22 protein-coding genes and 1 riboswitch are annotated in these 20,860 nt (G+C 43.8%); of the genes, 1 reads left to right on the forward strand and 21 read right to left on the reverse strand.

The window, feature by feature from the left end; translation table 11 throughout:
* Window positions 1–55 precede the first annotated feature (55 nt).
* The 10 genes from FQV28_RS16950 to FQV28_RS16995 form a co-directional block, all read right to left on the reverse strand.
* On the reverse strand, window positions 56–646 hold the full coding sequence (locus FQV28_RS16950; RefSeq protein WP_146497695.1) for a lysophospholipid acyltransferase family protein: 591 nt from the start codon (window positions 644–646) through the stop codon (window positions 56–58).
* A 1-nt stretch (window position 647) separates the two neighbouring features.
* Entirely contained in the window at window positions 648–1,322 is a 675-nt protein-coding gene (cmk, locus tag FQV28_RS16955) for a (d)CMP kinase (protein ID WP_146497696.1), read from the reverse strand.
* A 394-nt stretch (window positions 1,323–1,716) separates the two neighbouring features.
* The gene (gene prsW, locus FQV28_RS16960) at window positions 1,717–2,394 is read right to left on the reverse strand and encodes a glutamic-type intramembrane protease PrsW (RefSeq protein ID WP_146497697.1); all 678 of its coding nucleotides are present in this window, start codon (window positions 2,392–2,394) and stop codon (window positions 1,717–1,719) included.
* 79 nt (window positions 2,395–2,473) lie between these two features.
* The gene (locus tag FQV28_RS16965; protein ID WP_146497698.1) at window positions 2,474–3,442 is read right to left on the reverse strand and encodes an asparaginase; all 969 of its coding nucleotides are present in this window, start codon (window positions 3,440–3,442) and stop codon (window positions 2,474–2,476) included.
* 78 nt (window positions 3,443–3,520) lie between these two features.
* On the reverse strand, window positions 3,521–4,489 hold the full coding sequence (locus FQV28_RS16970) for a YpdA family putative bacillithiol disulfide reductase (protein WP_146497699.1): 969 nt from the start codon (window positions 4,487–4,489) through the stop codon (window positions 3,521–3,523).
* Window positions 4,490–4,535: 46 nt separating this feature from the next.
* A complete protein-coding gene (locus FQV28_RS16975; RefSeq protein WP_146497700.1) occupies window positions 4,536–5,303 on the reverse strand; it encodes a metallophosphoesterase in 768 nt (255 codons plus the stop codon).
* A gap of 74 nt (window positions 5,304–5,377) precedes the next feature.
* Complete coding sequence (locus FQV28_RS16980; RefSeq protein ID WP_146497701.1) at window positions 5,378–6,007, reverse strand: CBS domain-containing protein; 630 nt, start codon at window positions 6,005–6,007, stop codon at window positions 5,378–5,380.
* 63 nt (window positions 6,008–6,070) lie between these two features.
* On the reverse strand, window positions 6,071–6,784 hold the full coding sequence (locus FQV28_RS16985) for a LysM peptidoglycan-binding domain-containing protein (RefSeq protein ID WP_146497702.1): 714 nt from the start codon (window positions 6,782–6,784) through the stop codon (window positions 6,071–6,073).
* An 80-nt stretch (window positions 6,785–6,864) separates the two neighbouring features.
* The gene (locus tag FQV28_RS16990) at window positions 6,865–8,292 is read right to left on the reverse strand and encodes a RecQ family ATP-dependent DNA helicase (protein ID WP_146497703.1); all 1,428 of its coding nucleotides are present in this window, start codon (window positions 8,290–8,292) and stop codon (window positions 6,865–6,867) included.
* A gap of 52 nt (window positions 8,293–8,344) precedes the next feature.
* Complete coding sequence (locus FQV28_RS16995) at window positions 8,345–9,358, reverse strand: YpbB family protein (protein ID WP_146497704.1); 1,014 nt, start codon at window positions 9,356–9,358, stop codon at window positions 8,345–8,347.
* Window positions 9,359–9,461: 103 nt separating this feature from the next.
* Here FQV28_RS16995 and FQV28_RS17000 point away from each other — a divergent pair, with 103 nt between their 5' ends.
* On the forward strand, window positions 9,462–9,713 hold the full coding sequence (locus FQV28_RS17000) for a ferredoxin (protein ID WP_106531798.1): 252 nt from the start codon (window positions 9,462–9,464) through the stop codon (window positions 9,711–9,713).
* 97 nt (window positions 9,714–9,810) lie between these two features.
* On the opposite strand, the gene FQV28_RS17005 is transcribed toward FQV28_RS17000, so the two are convergent.
* From FQV28_RS17005 to FQV28_RS17055, 11 genes are all read right to left on the reverse strand, one after another.
* Window positions 9,811–10,389 carry an ECF transporter S component gene (locus tag FQV28_RS17005; RefSeq protein ID WP_146497705.1) on the reverse strand — a complete coding sequence of 193 codons (579 nt, stop codon included), beginning with the start codon at window positions 10,387–10,389 and terminating at the stop codon, window positions 9,811–9,813.
* Between the two features lie 150 nt (window positions 10,390–10,539).
* Window positions 10,540–10,672, reverse strand: a riboswitch (FMN riboswitch).
* A 99-nt stretch (window positions 10,673–10,771) separates the two neighbouring features.
* On the reverse strand, window positions 10,772–11,983 hold the full coding sequence (locus FQV28_RS17010) for a GerMN domain-containing protein (RefSeq protein ID WP_146497706.1): 1,212 nt from the start codon (window positions 11,981–11,983) through the stop codon (window positions 10,772–10,774).
* Window positions 11,973–12,506, reverse strand: a complete 534-nt coding sequence (gene sigX / locus FQV28_RS17015; protein WP_146497707.1) for an RNA polymerase sigma factor SigX — start codon at window positions 12,504–12,506, stop codon at window positions 11,973–11,975. Before sigX ends, FQV28_RS17010 begins: the two co-directional genes overlap by 11 nt.
* Before the next feature lie 45 nt (window positions 12,507–12,551).
* A complete protein-coding gene (locus tag FQV28_RS17020) occupies window positions 12,552–14,333 on the reverse strand; it encodes an ATP-binding protein (protein WP_146497708.1) in 1,782 nt (593 codons plus the stop codon).
* The gene (locus tag FQV28_RS17025; protein WP_146497709.1) at window positions 14,326–15,042 is read right to left on the reverse strand and encodes a response regulator transcription factor; all 717 of its coding nucleotides are present in this window, start codon (window positions 15,040–15,042) and stop codon (window positions 14,326–14,328) included. The genes FQV28_RS17020 and FQV28_RS17025 overlap by 8 nt, the downstream gene beginning before the upstream one ends.
* Before the next feature lie 100 nt (window positions 15,043–15,142).
* The gene (gene ccsB / locus FQV28_RS17030; protein ID WP_146497710.1) at window positions 15,143–16,327 is read right to left on the reverse strand and encodes a c-type cytochrome biogenesis protein CcsB; all 1,185 of its coding nucleotides are present in this window, start codon (window positions 16,325–16,327) and stop codon (window positions 15,143–15,145) included.
* Window positions 16,324–17,982 carry a cytochrome c biogenesis ResB family protein gene (locus FQV28_RS17035; protein ID WP_146497711.1) on the reverse strand — a complete coding sequence of 553 codons (1,659 nt, stop codon included), beginning with the start codon at window positions 17,980–17,982 and terminating at the stop codon, window positions 16,324–16,326. Before FQV28_RS17035 ends, ccsB begins: the two co-directional genes overlap by 4 nt.
* 13 nt (window positions 17,983–17,995) lie before the next feature.
* Complete coding sequence (resA, locus tag FQV28_RS17040; protein WP_146497712.1) at window positions 17,996–18,544, reverse strand: thiol-disulfide oxidoreductase ResA; 549 nt, start codon at window positions 18,542–18,544, stop codon at window positions 17,996–17,998.
* Between the two features lie 89 nt (window positions 18,545–18,633).
* Complete coding sequence (locus tag FQV28_RS17045; protein WP_146497713.1) at window positions 18,634–19,365, reverse strand: pseudouridine synthase; 732 nt, start codon at window positions 19,363–19,365, stop codon at window positions 18,634–18,636.
* Between the two features lie 131 nt (window positions 19,366–19,496).
* Window positions 19,497–20,087 carry an SMC-Scp complex subunit ScpB gene (scpB, locus tag FQV28_RS17050; RefSeq protein WP_146497714.1) on the reverse strand — a complete coding sequence of 197 codons (591 nt, stop codon included), beginning with the start codon at window positions 20,085–20,087 and terminating at the stop codon, window positions 19,497–19,499.
* Complete coding sequence (locus FQV28_RS17055; RefSeq protein ID WP_146497715.1) at window positions 20,059–20,838, reverse strand: segregation/condensation protein A; 780 nt, start codon at window positions 20,836–20,838, stop codon at window positions 20,059–20,061. Before FQV28_RS17055 ends, scpB begins: the two co-directional genes overlap by 29 nt.
* Window positions 20,839–20,860: the final 22 nt, after the last annotated feature.

Here is a 20,860-nt window from a genome sequence, read left to right on the forward strand (position 1 = left end):
TCACAAACTATCCACTTTCTATTTTATGCGAATTCTCTAATAAAAACAAAAATTATCACTTATTTTCCTTGTATTCATCTAGAATAGTTTGAATGCGCTCCATAATGGCTTCTGTCACTTCATCTGCGGATGCTTTACGCTCACGGAAAGGCGCCATATCGATTGGATCCCCGTACACCACTTTAACCTTGCGGAATGTTTTATAGGGCCCGATGATTGCACATGGAACTACATCCGCATCCCCGCGGAGCGCAAAAAAGCCGGCACCGCTTAACCCTTTTTTCAAAACACCGTCCGTCGAGCGTGTCCCTTCTGGAAACAAGCCCATCACTTCTCCGCTTTTTAAAATTTTCAAAGCGCTTCGGAGTGCTTCCCGGTCACTCATTCCCCGCTTTACCGGGAATGCATTGACTCTAGGCAAAATAGGGCCGAGCACCGGATTTTTGAACAATTCCTCTTTGGCCATGAAGTGAACCGTTCTTGGAGCCGTCATGCCGACTACTGGCGGATCAAGTGCATGGATATGATTGGAACATAGAAGGACTCCCCCTTCTTTTGGAAATTTCTCAAGCCCGATTACCTCAAAGCGGTAAAGAGGTGTTAATGCGGCTTTTACAAGTGCTTTGCCAAAAGTATATAAATTCACGTTAACTCAACCTTTCTTTCGCCAATTTCAATATTTCATCGGCCGCTTGCTGGATTGTTAGCGGGGTTGTATCGATAAAGATTGCGTCATCCGCTTTTCGGAGCGGCGCAACTTCCCGTTCGCTATCCATTTTATCGCGCTTCGCGATCTCTTCCTGCAGCTCTTCAAGCGGTGTTTCGATATTCCGCTTTTTGTTTTCTTCGAACCTTCTTCTTGCCCGCTCTTCTACTGACGCTGACATGAAAACTTTCAATGCCGCATTGGGCAGCACATGTGTGCCGATATCTCGGCCGTCCATTACAACACCCCGCCCCTCTGCCAATTGCTGCTGCAATTCTACCATGCGAAGGCGCACCAATTCGTGGGCTGCCATTTCTGAAACAGCTTTAGTAACATGTTGTGACCGAATGTCTTCTGACACATTTTTCTTATCCAAAAAAACAAGCTGTCCGTTATCAGACGGCTGAAGATCGATTTCGGTATCCATCAACAGAGCTCCAGCTTCTTCATTGCTTGCCATATTTATCCCAGCAATGAGCGCTTTTAATGTGATTGCACGGTACATCGCACCTGTATCAATGTAAATATATCCTAATTGTTCTGCCACTATTTTTGCAATGGTGCTTTTACCAGCAGCTGCCGGCCCATCAATTGCTATTTGTATCGGTTTCGTCAAAACAGTCACCTCATCATATGTATTCAATGTATTTTATCATAGAAAAGCGCAAGTGCCTATCCAGCCCCGACCAGCGCTGGAGGGCTTGGCAGACATGGCACACTATGCCATGGCAGCCGAGACCGAAGCGACTCGAGGGGCTAGGCACTGGAGTCTGGACACCCGGAAAAGCGGAAGCGGTCATGTAGATTCGACGGGCATAAGACAAACCGGCGAAGCGGCGTCCTTTGCCGCACAGTCGGGATGGCTTATGACCCCGAGAATCTGACCGCTGGAGTCTGGACACCAGAAAAGCGCAAGTGCCTATCCAGTCCCGATCAGCGCTGGAGGGCTTGGTTATAAAGAAAATGCAAAAAAGACATAAAAAAAGCCTTGCTGAAGCAAGGCTTTTGGATTAAGGCCGGATGGAATTTTGATCGTGATAATGGGATAGAGATAAAAGATGGGCTTGCTTTACCTTTCTTAAACCAAACCACCATAAGAACAGCATGAAAGGAATAATTCCATACAGCCAATTTGTATGGGAATACAGCACTGCATTGTAAGTAATATGCAAACCCATTGACGTAAAAAAAGCCCAAGCCAGCCATTTTTGAGGGGTGCCGCTAGTAAACTTGGCCCGTCCAAAATAATAGCCCATGACTACTCCGAAAAGCGCGTGGCTAGATACCGGCAGAAACGCGCGGATAAACGCCGTCTCAAGTCCGAACTCCACTAGGTATAAAATATTTTCGACTGTCGCAAAACCAAGTGAAACGCTGGCGCCGTATAAAATTCCATCATATGGATCTTCAAAATCGATATGACGGTAGATGGCAATCAGCAGAACAAGCCATTTAAAAAATTCTTCAATGATGCTTGAAAACAAAACTTTTTGGGAAAATGCGCGGCTAAATACATTCTCAGCATCAAATACGTATTGGACGAACAAAATTGGAAACGTCAAAATCGCTCCATATATGAAACATTGAAACAATAATTTAGAAGGCTCGTTCGAAAATTGATCCCGCAAATAAAAATAGCTGAACAAAGCCAAACTTGGAGCAATAGCAACGGTTAGCAGGATAAGCATATGCATGCTCCTTTGCTTGAAGTAGTCCTATTATAACACGGTTATCGGTTCCATTTTTAGAAAAAACGAACGAATTGAATTATTTGGTAAATGTATTTTTATCCACTTCTTGACCAGAAGAAAGAACTACAGCCAGTTTAATGCGGGCTTTTTTGCTGTCATAGTCGCTTCCGAGCAATACTCCATTCAGCATTAAATCGTGCGCGCTTCCTGGGTACCCATAACTCGGATAAGCGTTGCCTTCTTCTGCGCTCGTTGTCAGAACCACAACAATGCCCTTTTTGACCGCTTCGGCAATCGCTCCGACCATATGCGGAGAAACTTGCCCACGCCCCGCTGCTTCTAACACAATGCCTTTTGTATCGCTGCCCGCCAATAATTCAATCATCTGCCCGTCTTGGCCGGAATAACATTTGACAATATCGACGCGCGGCAAATCCCCCATCACTTTATGGACATCCCTGTCAATCGGTTTTTGGTAAACGCTGACTTTGTCATTATCAATAATCCCTAAATATCCATGCCCGAACGAATCAAATCCCTGCAGGTTGCTCGAGTGGACTTTTTTAACGTATTTGGCCGTATAAATCCTTTCATTGAAAACCACAACTGTTCCAACACCTTTTAACGTTTCATCGACCGAAACATAGATGGAATTTCGCAAATTCGAATATACGTCTGTTCCAACATCATCCGGAGAACGCTGTGATCCCGTCACTACAACAGTCCGATTGTCTGCAATCGTTAAATCCAAAAAATAAGCCGTTTCTTCAAGCGTATCGGTTCCGTGGGTGACAACCACTCCGTCAACCGTTTCATCTTCAAGTTCGGCGTTAATTGCATTTTGAAGTTGCAGCATCTCAGGAAATCCGATGTGCATGCTCGGAAGCCGAAAAATGTCTATCACTTTCACTTCGATTTCTTCAGGCAGTTGGCACAAGGCAGCTAATTCTCTTCCAGAGATTGCCCCCGATTTCAATAAGCCTTTTGAAATTTCCTTGCTGGCAATAGTCCCGCCAGTCGTTATTAAAGAAACTTTTTTTTTCATGAAAATTCACCTCTCAGACTACATTCTACACTACTATGAAGAAAATAATGAGAGTCAATTCCAAGAAAAAAAGCGCACTCAATGTACGCTTTCTTTTTCTGCCAAAGCTTTCGCTATTTGTTCGCCGTGGAATCGGCCATTCTCTATAAAAATCTCGTTTGCATTGTTCCCTGCGGCAATTACTCCAGCAATGAACAATCCTTCCACAGCCGTTTCCATTGATTCCTCGTTATACTCGGGACGTTTAGAAGCAGGGTCGATCGTGATGCCCATCGACGTTAGAAACTGATGGTCCGGATGATAGCCGATCATGGCAAAAACAAAATCATTTGGGATGCTCTCTTTCACATCATTCACTGTTAGTTCCACCGCATCTTCTGTTATGCGATCAACTAAGGAATCAAACAGCATCGTAATTTCCCCTTTGCGGACTAGCCCATCAAATTCCGGCAATATCCAAGGCTTAATGCTTTGCGAATAACTGGTGCCATGATATGAGACCGTCACCCGGCTCCCTGCTTTGTGCAGTTCAAGCGCCGCATCAATGGCTGAATTTTTTCCGCCGATCACCAAGACGTCCTGATCAAAGTACGGATGCCCTTCCTTGAAGTAATGCATGACTTTTGATAACTCGGCGCCTTCTGCTTCCAACTTGTTCGGTTGATCATAATATCCTGTCGCCGCCACTACATATTTTGCTTGATACGTATTTTTTGTTGTTCGAATTTCAAAGCAGCTCTTTTTTTCAACCGACAAAACCTCCTCAAACGAGCGGACTTCAATGCCTGTCCGTTTCACAACTTCACGGTAATAGACGAGTGCCTGATTACGTTTTGGTTTTCGATCTTCCGTAATAAACGGAATTCCGCCAATCGACAGCCGCTCGCTCGAACTAAAAAAAGTCTGGTGTGTCGGATACTGATAAATTGCATTGACAATATTGCCTTTTTCAATAACGATCGGATGCAGGCCGATTTTTTTTATTTCGATTGCGGCAGAGAGCCCGCATGGCCCGCCTCCAATGATAAGTACATCTGCTTTTTGCATACATTACCTCTCCTAAACTAATCTCACTATACAGCATAGAAGATTCTTATGAATTGTGCCAACCCCGACGCTTTGGTTCTATGGTCAGCAAATGATATTCTGCCGGTGCTCCTAGTCGAAGAGGCAGTTTTGTGGTGCCGAATCCGTTGGTGACAAGTTCCGGTTTACCGCCTTTAACTTTCAGCGCGCCTTTTCGGTAGAAGCCAAAGTTGCCCAATCGAATTTGGCCTCCATGCGTGTGTCCAGCCATCAAGAAATCCACATGATACCCCTTTTTCACTCGTTTAAAAAGAAATGGCGAATGCGATACAAAAATAACGGTATCCTCTTCTTCCACTTGAGAAAATGCACGTTCCAAACCATCATTTTCTAAAGCCAAGTAATTCACGCCCACTAATTTCAAATGAGGATTTCCCAAAAGAGAAACCGCTTCGTTATCCATTGGCTTTATCCCATAGTGTTCAAAAAGTTTTCTTAAATTTCGTTCTCTCACTTCCCGGTCATTGTTTCCCCAAATAAAATAGATGGGCGCTTTGTTTACCAGCAATTTTAGATTGTCAGCTACTTGTTTTAACGGGACGCCTTTTTCCGCTAAATCACCGCCAATTACAATAACATCAACCGGAAAATCAAGCATTTCTTTCGAAATTTTTCTTCTATGGATATCTGCAATAAAAAGCAGATTGAACGGCCGAAACGGCACCGCAGCTTCCAACTGAACGGTCTGGCGCCGCAATTTGTGGGCAAATGCATTTTTGTACATAAAAAGCAGCAGCGCAAGTGCTGCTCCTCCGACTTTAACAAGTTGTTTCACGTTGAAAACCTCCTTAAAATAAGAAAAAGGCAGTAAGAATATTATTCTTATGCCTTTTTTCATATTCCTTATTATTAATCTTCTGAAACATCCAATACTCGGAACCCGGATTTCTCGAGTTCTTTTACGAAACGTTCAATATTGTCTTTTTTCTGGATTTTTAAGACGATGCGGCGCACCAGCTTGTCGGTCTCATCAAATGTGACTAATGAAATTACGGATTCCTTGTATTTTTCGATAATATCACCTAATCGACCGATACGGCCTTGTGTTTCAACTGAAGTAAAGGTGATCCGGAAGCCGGGTTTATGTATGCCAAATGCACTTTGCAATTGATTTACTACATCAAAGCGTGTTACGACTCCTAAAAACTCCGTTCCTTCTACAACCGCAATAATCGGGAAATCATTGAGCTCAATAAGGGCTTTTTCATAAACGTCATTGATGTTCAAAAAGACATCTTGGTTTACAACAACATCACTGATTTTAGTTTTTTTCAAAAATTCTTCCTTGCTTTCTCCAGAACGGAAAAATGCACGGTATGCATGATACCAAGTAAAAATGCCTTTGTATTCAGTGCCGTTTACAACCGGCAACGCATCTATAGAATGCTTTTCCAACAAATCGAATCCTACTTGTATTGAATCTTCCATTTTAACCGTATAACAATTCTCTCTCTTGACCATTGTGCTTTTTACAAACATTTGCTCACCTCTATTTTATTCTATATTATTTTCATTCGACTCTGGTAGTGCCAGTTCCTTTATTTAAGGCAAAATTAAAGTTTGTCCAGCGCTGATCGAATTTGAAGCCAGGCCGTTCGCCTGTTTAATTTTTTCGACTGCTGCTGCTGCTCCGGCCGCTCCGTAATTGTTTACAGCAATACGATACAAGGTTTCTTGCGGCTTCACAACGTATGTTTTAGCAGCTGACTGGGGCGTTTCCGGTTGTTTTTCCGCTTCTTCTTTCTGCTCGGCAGCAGCTTGTTTTTCTGCCTCCGCTTTTGCTGCAGCTTCTTCGGCAGCTTTTTCTTCTGCAGCCAATTGTGCTGCCTGTTCTGCTTCAGCCGCTTCTTGTTCAGCTTTTTCCTGTGCTGCTTTTTCCTGTGCTGCTTTTTCTGCTTCAGCTTTTTCTTTTGCTGCCTGTTCTTCTGCAGCTTGTTCTTTTTCTTCTTCATCTTCCACTTCAACTGGAACAATAGGCGTTTCCGGTGAAGTGTTGGTTTCGATACTGACTTCGTTATTTGCCGCTTTAGTTGTGATCGTGTCATCTGGCTGATAGAAAACGGCTACGTATATAAGAATCGTCACAGGGATTAAAATAAAAAGGAAAAATAAGGCCGGCAACAAAATACTTTTTTTCTTTTTCGGCTGATTTTTAACCGAATGGCGTGCGGCTCTTCTAGAAGGCGCCGCAGGGTTTGCTACAGAAATTGCTTGGCGATCTTTTTCAATTGATTCCCGGTAATTTTGCTTTCCCATAATCGATTTCTCCTATTCCTGTCTAATAATTACATTATGCCTAAAAATTTGCCAATTGTAAATGCCTCTACTAGGTATTCTTACAATGGGAGAATAGTGTACAACCGGTCTTTCCAACTATTCGGAGTGCTTTTGCTTTCCTTCTTTGCCCGTTTTTTGAATGGGGAATAATCAATACCGTCGTTCTTGCAGCAGTTTTCCGGCTTCTCAGTCAAGCGTTGTTCAAAGCAATCACTGATATATTGACGGATACAACCTTGATTAGTTACCAGTTTCCGTATTTTTTCTGCTTGTTTGATCTTTTCCTTTTGCAATTCCTCAATCTGGCGAAGCGTTCCCTCTAACGGCAGCCGGCTTTGCCAATACGCAATCACTCGCAGAGCCGTTTCGCGAACAACTCCTTGTTCCACTAACCGTTCGGGTTCGGCACTGTTGGCATAGACTTCGCGGATTTCTCTCGTAGTAGGCAATTCGTCCATTACAAGGCTCTCCAATAGCCCTTCATCCCCTTCCGCATACAAAAGTGTGGCTAAGGCTGGTTTGCCATCCCGGCCAGCTCTGCCAACCTCCTGAACATAGCCCTCCACCGATGTAGGCAATTGAAAATGAATAACATGGCGAATATTCGGGATATGTACACCCATTCCAAAAGCATTTGTTGAACAGACCCAGTCCAATTCCCCATTCTGAAACTGCTGCTGAACAAATATCCGGTCTTGATGCTCCATGCCGCCATGATAAAAAGACGTAGATAACCCGACACTCGTTAACTCCGCGGCTAATTGCTGGGCTTTTTTGCGTGTGCCAGCATAAACGATTCCCGGGCCCTCCAATTCGTTTACGAATTTTTTCAGCCATTCATTTTTTTGCTTTTGGTCTTCGAATCGCTTTACATCATAAACCAAATTTTTGCGATCCATCGAGTGCGTATAAACGAAAGGGTTCGGTATGTTTAGATATTTTTTTATTTCACTCGTTACTTTCGATGTAGCAGTAGCAGTTAAAGCCAGGACTTGTGGATGATTGAGTAATGGCATGATTTCAGCAATCCGCAAATAATCCGGCCGAAAATCAAATCCCCATTGGGAAATGCAATGCGCTTCATCGGCTACAAGCAGCGAAATAGTAATGCGCTGCAACTGCTTTTTGACAAAAGGCTGCACAAGCATTTCCGGAGAGATAAAGATGAAGCGGTAGTTTCCAAGAGAGCTCCAAATTTTTTCTTTATCTTCCGGCTTGAGAAAAGAGTTGATTGCTACCACTGACTTCTCGCCCATTTTTTTTAGTTGCGCCACCTGGTCTTGCATCAATGACAATAACGGCGAAACAATTAAAACGCTTCCCGGCAGAAGATGGGCCGGCAATTGATAGCACATCGATTTCCCCATCCCGGTTGGCAGAAGCGCAATCACATCATTGCCTCTCAGCACTTCTTCAATTACTTCCCGCTGGCCGGGGCGAAATGAATTGAACCCGTATGTCGAGTGCAATAATTTTTCCAATTCCACTTTTCTTCCCTCTTTTCCGCTTGCTGTCCATTTTACTTCAAGCTGCTCCACATTATTTGATCGCCAATGCCAGCCGTATTTGAAAATAGGTGGCTTCCGGCAATTTTTCTTTAATGTCTCGAAGCCTTTTCGTTTGCTGATTTTGGCTTAAAACTACAATTGCCTGATACATTTCCTCATTGATAAATGGCCTATAATCAAAATAAGGATCGTTCATAGCAAGTTCGACAAAATGATCTTCAATGGTACTGGCTTTTAATTTCCGCAGCTCTGCAATTTGTTCCAGTGTAAAGCCTCTGGCAAAAAGCTTTTCAGTTCGCTGCGCTGATTCTGTCAAAGAAGATTTTTGGATAACTCCTTCTAATAGCCCTGACAAAAGCGGATAGCGGTTTTGTTCGATCACATGCATCCAGGCATGAAGCGTTTCGACTGTCATCAACTGGACATCCAACAGGACAATGCCGTAGCTTGCGGCAATTTGTTCCCATGTCAATCCACTAGAGCCTAAACCTGATAAACGCTGCATCAAAATCATCTTATGCTTTTCTGTCACCATTGCCTCTTCCAAACTACTCACAATTTGCGTTCTAAATTCCTTTGCAGTAGCAGGATCTCGAAATTCATGCTTCCGTAGATAACTTTTTACCCATGACTGTATTTCTTCTGAATTGATGACTGGATCAAAAACGTTTACTTTTTGGCTAATGTGAGAAAAAGTTTGGATGATTAATGAAAGGCGATTAAAAAACAATTGCTCGTTACCCCGGTATTTCCAGCCGTTCAAAGGAGTGTCTGGGCTTTGCGATGACAAAGCTAAGTCCGTCAAGTCGATAACATCATCGTTTTCCTGCAAGAAACCACGGGCAAAAAGGCCATCTACTGCCTGGTCGTAAAATCGCTTCTCAAGCCGCGGCATAATAGCGAAATAAGAATGCAGTCCATAATAACCGATATCCTGAATCGTTTGTCCGGATTTTTTCCCTTTTATTAAATGAAAAGGAGAAGAGATGGTCCGCTCCCGATTCACAGCTTTCATGATAGCAATTAGAAGTTCATCAAATAGCAAGACATGTCCTCCCGACGTTTTTGGTTGAAAAACTAAACAAACACCTATAGAATGAATCTGATAGTATAACTGAACTTGTTCGGAGATAAAGGAGAGGAATATTATGGCTAAGTATACCATTGTCGACAAGGATACTTGTATCGCTTGCGGGGCTTGCGGAGCTGCTGCACCAGATATTTATGATTATGACGACGAAGGAATTGCATTTGTTATTCTAGATAATAACACGGGAGTAGAGCAAGTTCCAGACGAATTAGAAGAAGACATGGAAGATGCATTTGAAGGCTGCCCAACCGATTCGATTAAAGTAGCGGACGCTCCGTTTGATGGAGATCCCCTTAAATACGAAGACTGAGCAAAAGAAAACAGGCGTGGATGCAAGCAGAAGCTTGCATCCACGCCTGTTTTTATTTTAACATCGGCCCCGAGAAAATCTCGCTTCGTTGGCTGCTTTAGTGATAATAAGCGCGTTGTTTATCAATCCAAGATTGAAGGCTGCTGAACATAAGCAGAACCACTGCCGTAAGCATAAGGCCTTTTATAAGGTTGAATGGCAAAATACCGAGAATAATGCTGTTAAACAAAGCACTCCCAGTTTCTGCCGGGAAGTTCAAGAAATACGTGTACATCGGCAAAAAGACGAAATAATTCAAAATGCTCATGCCAATCGCCATTGATAAAGTTCCCATTGCAAGTCCAAACACAATTCCTTTTTTATTGGACATTTTGCGGTAAATCAAGTAAACCGGTGTAATAAACAAAATGCTGGTAGCAAAATTTGCCATGTGTCCCACGGGGACTCCTGTCTGGCTCCCTTGGAACAACCAATCTAAAACGTTTTTGAAGAAGGCTACCAGAATTCCTGCGGCCGGCCCCATTGTCACCGCGGCAATCAAAGCAGGAACATCGCTAAAATCAACTTTAAGAAATGCAGGAAGTGCAGGCAATGGAAAATTGAAAAGCATTAAAATAAATGAAATGCTGCTCAACATCCCGATTGTAATCATAGACTGTAACTTTTTGTTCTTCATTTTTCCTCTCTCCTTAAATGATTCACCAGAAGAAAGGTTCGGCCCTACGCCGTTACACGAAAAATCCCTTAAGCTATTAAACACTTAAGGGAGAAAAAGGCACACTGAATAAGAGCGCTTCGTTTTGGTGTAAACGACATACGTCCGTACCTTCACCTTCTCCCATCCAGACTATACTGTCGGCTTTGGAATCGCACCAAATCCTGCCATTTACGGCTCGCGGGCTTAAGAACTGGGTTCTATTACCGCCGGTAGGGAATTGCACCCTGCCCCGAAGATGAATCGATATTTTGTTATACCCTAATATTAGTAGAAAAAAAGCGTAATGTAAACCACAATGCTTACACTACGCCTTTTTCTTTTCTATAAGGAGATTCACTTTTTATTGCAAAGGCCATTCGAGTTTGTTTGGCGCTACTGGAGCTGCAATCGGTTGAGTGAAATCAAATTCGTTCCATTGCTCTTGTGCCGTGTTGCTTAATTGGATTTTTTTGCCAAACGATTGTGCCGTAAAAGCTAAGCTTTCGATCATACGTGTAGCAGCTGATGGATCAAGAGATTCAAAATCGAAAGGATCTGTGAATTGGACTTCAACAAGTTCTTCTGTTTCAGTCACCGCAAAAGAGGTGCCTTCAGGAACGGTCGCTTGCTGAAAATCGCTTGGAGATGCTGAAAGCGATTCGACAGCTTCCGCAGCGGAACCAAAACTCATACCGTAGCCCGGCAGAAGATATGTCGCACCAGCGGCCGTTGTATAAGCATGGTAAGCTACATTTTCAGTACCGGTCTGGATCGGTTCCATGGGTCCTACTTGGCCAAATTCCGCCGGAGTGCCGTCTTCATTCAATACCGCCACTTCCTCAATATCTTTGAAAGTCTCTTGGATTGAAGCTATATAAACGCCGATGCTTGCTGATGCTTCATCATATTTATGATCGCTTGGCAGCATATGTGCGGCTCCATTATCAGTTTTTGTAATTGTGCCGGCATAAGGATGGTAATCGTCGAATCCAAGCGCTTGTTCATCCAGATTTGAAGCGTATTGTTTATACAGATCAACGGAATTTGGTGTTCCACTCTCAAAATCCTTTTCAATCTGATCGTTCGGAATCAGAAAAGAAACTGGAATCACATAAGCATTTTCAGTCAAACCGATTGTAAACAAAGTGGCATCGTTTAAATCGTTCTCATAAACTGCACTACGGTTAAGCTCAGCCGTTTGCGCGGATGAAAAATCGGCTGATTCTTCAGTTTCCTGGCTTTCTCCCTGAATTGATACTGCCGCGGAATTACTATCGGCATTGCCGTCCGGTTCGCTGGAAGTAATGGCATTTTCCGCAGATTGGTCAGACGCGTTTTCTTCATTAGCCGAATCGATGCCATTCTGGCTCAGTATGGAGGCTATGAGAATTCCTACTGTGATGAAAGCTAATACTGCTACCAGTAAAGGCAGCCAGTTTCTTTGCCGTTTTTGGGTTGGAGGCTTTTTGGCGAGCCTGCTGTAAACCTCTTCTTTTGGCCGCCGATCCTGAATTGCAGGAAAATCTCCTAACATGCTTTCGATATAGCCCTCATCCCACTTGTTATTCGGCATTCGCTTCTCCCCCTTCCATAGAGGATAGTTTGTCGCGCAATGAATTGATTGCACGGTGCTGTGTCGTTTTTACTTTCCCTTCCGTCCAACCTAAAACTTCAGCAGTTTCAGCTATCGATAGATCTTGGAAAAAACGCATGATGATGACCATTTTTTGGTCCCCCGTACACAAATCCAATGTTTTATACAGCATTATTTTATCTTCATTCAACATTGAAACTTCTTCGGGGATGCGTTCAGATGAAACCAGCTGCTGAGTTTCCCAGTCGAAAAAATCCATCGAATGCTTTTTCCTGACAGCCGCTTTGCGAAAATGGTCGATTGCGACATTTTTAGCGATAGAAAAAAGCCACGTTTTTTCTGAGCTCTTCCCTTCAAAGCGGTCGTATGCCCGAAAAACGCGAATATATACTTCATGCATCAAGTCTTCTGCCAAAGTTCGGTTTTTCACTAAATAGATAAGAAATTGGAAGACATCTTGATGGTATTGATCATATAGCCGATGGAAAACGGAGTCATTCATAAACTCCCCCCGTTCTTTGGATTAGTCGCATCTGTTATTAAAAAGTTACATCTTTTTCAGCGGCAGCAAAAAGATAAATGAAGTACCGACGCCGACTTCACTTTCTGCATAAATCTCACCGCCATGGGCTTTGATGATGTTGCTGGCAATTGCAAGCCCCAGTCCTGTACCGCCCTTTCCGAGCGTACGCGCTTTATCTGCTTTGTAAAAACGTTCAAAGACATATTCTAAATCTTCTTTCGTTATTCCAACTCCAGTATCGTTAACGGAGATTTTTGCGTATCCTTGTTCTTGTTCGACATTGACCATGACATGCCCTTCTTCTGGCGTGTGGCGCATGGCATTGTCTATCAGATTGGTCATCACTTGCTCAATCCGGTCTTCATCGAGTTCTGTGGCGGCCCAATCATCAAGGCTGGTTTTAAAGGACAAATGAATGCCTTTTTCTTTTGCCGCTTGCGAAAACTTCATCGTCATGCGCTCAATCATGCCGTTGATTTGCACAACGTTTTTGTACAGCCTCATATGCCCCGATTCCAAACGCGCCAAGTTCAGCAAATCAGTGACCAGGCGGCCCATTCGCTGCGATTCTTCATAAATGATTTTCGTCATTTCACGGCGCTCTTCTTCTGTTGCACCGACGTCATCCAGAATCGCCTCACTATAGCCTTGAAGCATGGCTATCGGCGTCCGCAGTTCGTGGGATACGTTGGCGATAAAATCTTCACGAAGCTTCTCCAGACGATGCTGTTCGGTCATGTTATGCAGCACCGCCACTGCCCCGCGAATCGATTCGCCGCTATATAGAGGACTGAAGGTGATGGCGTAATATGCGCCTTCTATTTCCAGCTCTTCTTCTATTTCTTCTTCAAATGTCAGGACATGGTCGAGCATATGCACCATTTGCGGCGGCAGCGGCTCGTTTTCTGCGCTGCTGATTTTGCCGTGCCATTGCTGAAGAAGTTTTTCAGCTAGCGGGTTGCTCAACAAAATGGTCCGATCTTGATTGAATGTAATAACCGCATCGGCCATGGATATCAAGATGCTCGACAACTGCTCTTTTTCCTGATTGATGACTTCGACATGGTGTTTTAATTGGCGTCCCATCTGGTTAAAAGCCGTGGCTAATTGGCCAATTTCGTCACTGGACGTTGCTCGGACCTTGGTATCAAAATTTCCTTTTGCCAGCTCAAATGCCCCTTCACGCATGTTCCGCAATGGCAATGTAATGCGTGTTGAAAGGAAAAAGGCGAAAAAAGTAGTCAGTAAAAAAGCGATAAATGCCGATAAAAAGACGATATTAGTCGTTCTGCCAGCTGTCCGGTCCATAACTTCCAATGACTGATAGATAAATACCGTGCCATGCAACTCTTCACCTGTATGGATCGGGCTTGCAAGCACAATATATGATTCCATCATATCTTCTTCTGTTAGCGATGGAAGAAGCATTTCCTTTATGACTGTTTGATCGGTTTCGAACACTTTTTGGAAGTCCGGTTCATTTAAAATCGCTTCCCGCACCTCTTCACCGTGGATTCCCTCGTGTATATAGTAGGTGCTTTCATGAGGAGCTTCTGCAATGACAGCATTGGTTTCCGGGCCGAGAATATCTTCGATGATCGTCATGGAGTTGGAAACTTCCCCGTAATCGTTAAAGACCCGGGCGATTGTTGCCGCTTCCTGTTTCAAAGTGTCCTCCACCGCTTCGCTATGGTAATTCCCTAGAAACTCAAGCAGCAGGACAGTTACAATAAACAGGACAAAGGAAACGAGAAGCAAAATGGTTAACCACAGCTTCCCGACGACACTATTCCATATTCTATTCATTTCCAACCTCGAATTTATAGCCTACGCCCCAAACAGTGACAATCATCTTAGCGGCTGATTCCGATACCCGATTCAATTTTTCACGCAATCGCTTTACATGTGTATCGACAGTACGCAAATCACCGAAAAAGTCATAGTGCCACACTTCTTTCAGCAAATGTTCCCGGTCGAATACTTTATCGGGAGATTTTGCAAGAAAATACAAAAGTTCGTACTCTTTCGGTGTCAAGTTTACTTCAACATTGTCCGCGGTCACCCGATGTGCATCGTGGTCAATTGTTAAATGAGGGAACACCACCAAATCTTTGGATACAGTTGAATTGGTCACTGGCGAATAAGCAGATGAGCGGCGCAAAATCGCTTTGACCCGCAATACCACTTCTCTCGGGCTGAACGGTTTCACGATATAATCATCCGCCCCCGATTCAAATCCTTGGACCCGGTTCGCTTCTTCGCCTTTTGCGGTCAGCATAATAATGGGTGTCATTTTTTGTTCACGCAACTCCGTACTCACTTCAATGCCATCTTTTTCCGGCATCATGAGGTCGAGCAAGATGCAGTGGTAGTCTTTTTCGGTTGCCATCTCTAACGCTTGGACGCCATTCTCTGCTTCTTCCACTACATACCCTTCGCGCTCGAGGTACATTTTCAGCAACCGGCGGATCCTTTCTTCGTCGTCTACAACCAATACTGTGATTTCTTCAGACATTGTAACCCCTCCAACTTTTCTCTCTTATGATTCATTGTACCTTCAACAAAACCAAAAATAAATAAAAAGCCTTTTCCAGCAATGGAAAAGACTTTTTATTTTATGCGTAGGAGTGCAGCCCTGCAATTATTAAGTTAACAGCTACAAGGTTGAACAGGATAATTGTAAATCCAATCACGCCAAGCCAGGCAGATTTTTCGCCTTGCCATCCTTTGCCTAACCGCAAATGCAAGTAAGCGGCATAGAACAGCCACGTAATAAGTGCCCATACCTCTTTTGGATCCCAGCCCCAGAAACGGGACCAGGCAATCTGTGCCCAAATCATCGCAAAGACCAATGCTCCTAGTGAGAATACCGGAAAACCGATGATAACCGCACGATAGCCAATTTCATCCATCAAGTTTAAATTGACATTTTTCACGAACGGCTTAAGAATAGCTGAAATTCTTCTCCGCGCAATAAGGCGGATCACCCAGTAAAGAATGGTCCCGACAATCAGTGACCATGTGACGGTCGTCAATTTGCTGGCATTGATCACCGCTGGCATTTCCGCAATCGGGGTCATAGTGCCCTCGGATAATGCCGTATATTCGTTCATACCGAATACCGGCGGCATCTTGTATTCAATCTCTGCCTCTAGGCCTTCTTTATCGACATACGAAAAGTTCGCTTCATAACCTGTTGCAGTGAAATAGGTGCTGGCGATGACAAAACCTAATACCAGCACAAGTGAATACATAATGGCTTCCAGCCAAAAACGCTGCTTTGATTTTTTGGTTAGGTCAACCACTTTTAATAGATACACCAGACCAGCTGCTGCACTGATCGCCAAAATCCCCTCAGCGATTACGACTGTGCTGACATGGATTGCCAGCCAGTTGGATTGAAGCGCCGGAATCAAGGGACTGACTTCGCTCGGGAACATGCTTGCGAATGCAATGATCAGCAAAGCCACCGGCAAAACGATCATTCCAAGGACTGGTGTTTTGTATAAAGAGTAAAGGACCAAAAAACCGCCGACAAGCGTCATCCCGAACGCCGTGGTAAATTCGAACATATTGCTGAGCGGCGCATGTCCTGTCGCTCCCCATCTTGTGAAGAAATAAGCTAGATTTGCTAGAAAACCGATAATTGTGATGATGAAAGCCGTTTTTCCCCAACGGCTTTCCGAATTATATGTGCCTGCTTTGTTGCCTTTTACTGCTCCGCCAAAAACAAAAGTGGCGATTAGGTAAGCAATGAAGGCAGCGTACAGGAAATTTGAGCTCATTTCGGCCAATGTCATAACGCTTCCTCACCTTCCTTTTTCAATTGTTTCTCGATTTCTTCCTGCTGGTCGGAATAAGCAGGAAGCGACGCATACGCTGAAACTTGGTCGAGGTCTTTTTTCAAGGCAAACCAGTTTTTGTTCGTGTGGCCAGCCAAAATAATTTCCCCGTTCGCTTTTTGCTGAATCCAGAATCGGCGATGGTTAAAGTACATGCCTTGTGCCACACCAATCATGAAAATCAGTCCGCCCAGCCCGAGAATCGGCAATGTGTTGTCTTTGCGGATCGTCAAGCCGGAAACGTCACGCGTTTCAACGCCCTGGAACTCCAATTTAAATTGGTTTTCCCCAAAAGGTTCTATTGTATTTTGGATGAGAATAAAACTTGTTTCCCCTTTTGGCGTTTCAGGAGTCGTCATTTCAACCAAGAAACCTGGATTGTTCGGAAGCGGCGTCGCTGTCTGGGGCTCCCCGTTTTCAAAACCTGAAAAATCAGGATAGTACCCTTTCAGTTCGACTGTTGCACCGTTTTCGAGTTCATAAAGTTTTTCCGGATTAATCAAGTCGATCGTCAATTCGCCTAACGATTCTTCTGTTTCCTTGTTAGTTAAAGCGAACGTCATCGCTTTGAGTTCATCTAATTTAAAATCCATTTGGTAAACGGCGTAGCCGTCAAATTTCAGCGGCTGGTTGACGCGGATTGGGTATTCTTCTACTATTTCCATGTCTTCTGTTGCCCCCGGCAAACTGTCTTCCGGCTTTTTGTATAAAATAACATCTGTCTGATAGTTTTTAGCAACACTTCCGACACGATCAACCGCTTCACTAAAGGCACCATCTTTTTCTTCACCGCTATAGGTCTCTAATTCAAAACTCTTGCTTTCGAGTGCATACTCAGGCACTTCCGGAATGGCTCTTGTCTCGCCTTCTCGAATCCATAACGTTTCATCCACATAAAATCCTGGAACCATGCGCAGCATAACCCCGAAAAGGAAAATGATCAATCCAATATGGTTGACGTATGGGCCCCACCGTGAAAAACGGCCTTTTTCAGCAAGCAGACCGTTTTTGTCTCGAGTCACATTGTATTTCAGTTCTTTAAGCTTTGTTTCTGATTTTGCCAGCACATCTTCCTGTGCATAGCCTTTTCCGTATATGCGCTGTTTGTTCATAAAACTTTCATGGCGGAGAACCCGCTGATTTTTCAACGAACGATATAACGGCACGAATCGGTCAAGGCTGGCAATAATTAGCGATATGGCCAGCATACCGACAAGAATGATAAACCAAAATGAACTATATAAATCGTGGAATCCTAAAAAATGGTAAATCCTTCCTATTTCTCCATAGACATCTGAATAATAGGCCTTGATAGTATCTTCATTTCTGACTGCTACTTGAACATATTCCTCTTGCGGCAATATCGTACCGATGGCAGCAGCAACCAAAATTGCAACAATAATGCCTACGCCTACTTTGACACTGGAAAAGAAATTCCAAACTTTATCGATGATTGACTTGTTGTATGTCTGAGATCTTCTGGCCGTGCCTTCATAGCGCATATCCACAAGCTTGCTGTTTTGTTCTTTCTCAGTCAAAGAACGCCCGCACGATTCACAAAGAATTGTCCCGGGCGGATTCACATGACCGCATTGGCATTGCATTTTGTCCATCCGAAAAAACTCCTTATTCAGGTTTAATTTCTTCCATAAACCCTTCAATATCCTGTTCTGTCATTTCACCGGTGATAATCCGCTCGATCTCGCCTTCCGGATTAACCAATACCGTCGTCGGCAATGGAATAATGTTGTAAGCGGTCATTACGCTTTTCGTCTTGTCGATAACAACGGGAAATGACAAATCATATTGATCGGCAAACGACTGGACTTCGAATTCAGATTGTGCAATATTCACTGCCAGCACTTGGACGCCTTGGTCTTTGAACACGTCAAACTGGCGGTCCATCGCAGGCATTTCTTTTGCACAAGGCTTACACCAAGTTCCCCAGAAATTCAAGAAAACTCCCTGTCCTTTATAATCAGAAAGCTGATGGCTTTCGCCTTCAAGATCAACTAGTTTAAAATCGGGCGCCTCATCCCCGACTTTCAACACGCTGACATCTTCAGCTGTTGCGTTATTGTAAAGGGTGTATCCGATAGCAGCAATCATTAAAAAAAGAATGACTGAACGCATAATGACTCTGTTTTTCTTTTTGTTCTTTTTCTTTTCGTTCATTTATGTTCCCTCCTTCGAGGTTTATGCAAATCCAATTATAGCAAAGTTTCTACTAGTGATTGGACGCAGTTTTGAATGGTTTGTGAACGTTAATGGTGCTTGCCTGTTTCCGCCATAACCCGCAGTAGCTTCACTTCATGGGCGCTGAGTTCTCTGGATTCCCCTGCATTTAACCCTTTTAGCGTTAAAAATGCGAATTGCTCCCGGCTAAGTTTTTGGACCGGAAATCCGATAGCATCGAACATTCTCCGCACTTGGCGGTTTCTGCCTTCATGAATTGTTATTTGAACAATGGCTTTGCCTGTTTTGTTGTCAGCCGATAAAAGTTTCACTTTGGCCGGGGCCGTCATTCCGTCTTCAAGCTTGATGCCGCGCTCCAATTTTTGCAAATCTTCTCGTTTTGGAATGCCTTTCAATCGCGCGACATACGTCTTGTCGATTTCAAATTTCGGGTGCGTCAGCAAGTTGGCAAATTCACCGTCATTTGTCATGATCAACAAACCAGAAGTATCATAGTCGAGACGACCGACCGGATAAATGCGTTTATCGACTGTATCAAAGAAATCCGTGACCACTTTTCTGTTTTTATCATCGCTGACCGCAGAAATCACGCCGCGCGGCTTGTATAATAAATAATAGACTTTTTGTTCTTTTTCAAGCTGTACGCCTTCCACTTCAATTGTGTCGGAATGCGATACTTTTGTGCCGAGTTCTTTTACCACTTTTCCATTGACTCTAACTTTTCCATCCAATATTAATTGCTCTGACTTGCGTCTTGATGCAATGCCGGCGTGTGCCAACATTTTCTGTAATCTCTCCATAAGTTCACCTCATTGATTTTTTCCGTTCGTTCCTCTCGGAATTATGTCACATTTAGCGTAAAAGCGAAAGCACCAAGCCTTTACAACAACAAAGGAAGACTGTACATAATCCGCAGTCTTCCTCCAACCGATTAAGCTTTCACTTCTTCTTTGAACGTTTCTTGAAACTTCGTCATAAACAAATCTGTTTCTTCTTCTGGTTCATCGCTCGCTTCTTCCGGCAAGGGAGGAAGTTCATCCAAGTTTTTTAAACCAAAATAATTCAGGAATTCGTTCGTTGTGCCATATAAAATAGCACGGCCAGCTCCTTCAGCACGGCCTCTTTCTTGAATCAAGCCTTTTGCAGCAAGTGTCTGGAGCGGCTTTTCGCTTTTTACGCCCCGCAAATCTTCAATTTCTAAGCGCGTTAGCGGCTGTTTGTATGCAATGATTGCGAGCACTTCCAATGATGCCTGAGACAGTGCTTGCGGCGTCGGGTTTTCCACAAGCTTTTGGATGGTTTCCGCTACATCCGGCTTCGTAACAAGTTGAAAGACCCCTGAAAATTCCTTGATCATCAAACCGCTCATGGGCTCTTCATAGCGCTTTGCCATCTCGTCAATACAATCGCGAATCTCCGCTTCCACTGCTTCAGTCAAAAATTCAAGCTGAGCCATCGTCAGGCCATCATCGCCGACTACAAAAAGCAGCGCCTCAATTTTCTTCGAAAGATTCGTCTTCATATTCCCACGTTTCCTTTCTAAGTTCCACCAGCAAATCGGTGAAATTCTTTTCCTGCTCTACGGCGATCACTTGCCGTTTCATCAGTTCTAGAACCGACAAAAATGAAACCACTAAAACAGACTTGTCACTTGACGGAAACAAGTTTGCAAAAGAAGTTTTGCCTTTTGCGGCTTTCAGCCGGCTGACAATCGAAGTCATCTGGTCTTTGATCGAAATTTCCTGGCGAGCAATACGGGCAGATAACGGAGCCTTCAACTGTTTGCGCCGCAGCATTTTTTGAAAAGCAGCCAACATATCAAATGCATTCACTTCCAAATCAACGTTTTCGACTGGAACAGAAAGCTGAAATTCCGATAAATCTTTAGGCGATTTTGTGAACAGGATCGAGCGATTTTGCTCCATCTCTTTCATCTGCAAGGATGCTTCCTTGAATTTACGGTACTCCACTAGACGTGAAACCAACTCTTCCCGCGGATCTTGCTCTTCAAATTCGTATTCGATATCCTCCAATTCACCTTCATGGACAGGAAGCAGCATTTTGCTCTTGATCGCGAGCAATGTCGCAGCCATCACCAAGTATTCGCTCGCCTCATTCAACTCTAGCACTTGCAGCGCGCGAATATGTTCCATATACTGTGAAGTGATCTGTGAAACCGGGATATCGTAAATATCAATTTCCAAACGATGTATTAAATGCAATAATAAATCAAGAGGGCCTTCAAAGGCCTCTACCTTTACTTCATAGGACATGCTTGACCACCTGACTGTTAGA

The sequence above is a fragment of the Planomicrobium sp. CPCC 101079 genome (assembly GCF_007859275.1).
Taxonomy (GTDB): domain Bacteria; phylum Bacillota; class Bacilli; order Bacillales_A; family Planococcaceae; genus Planococcus.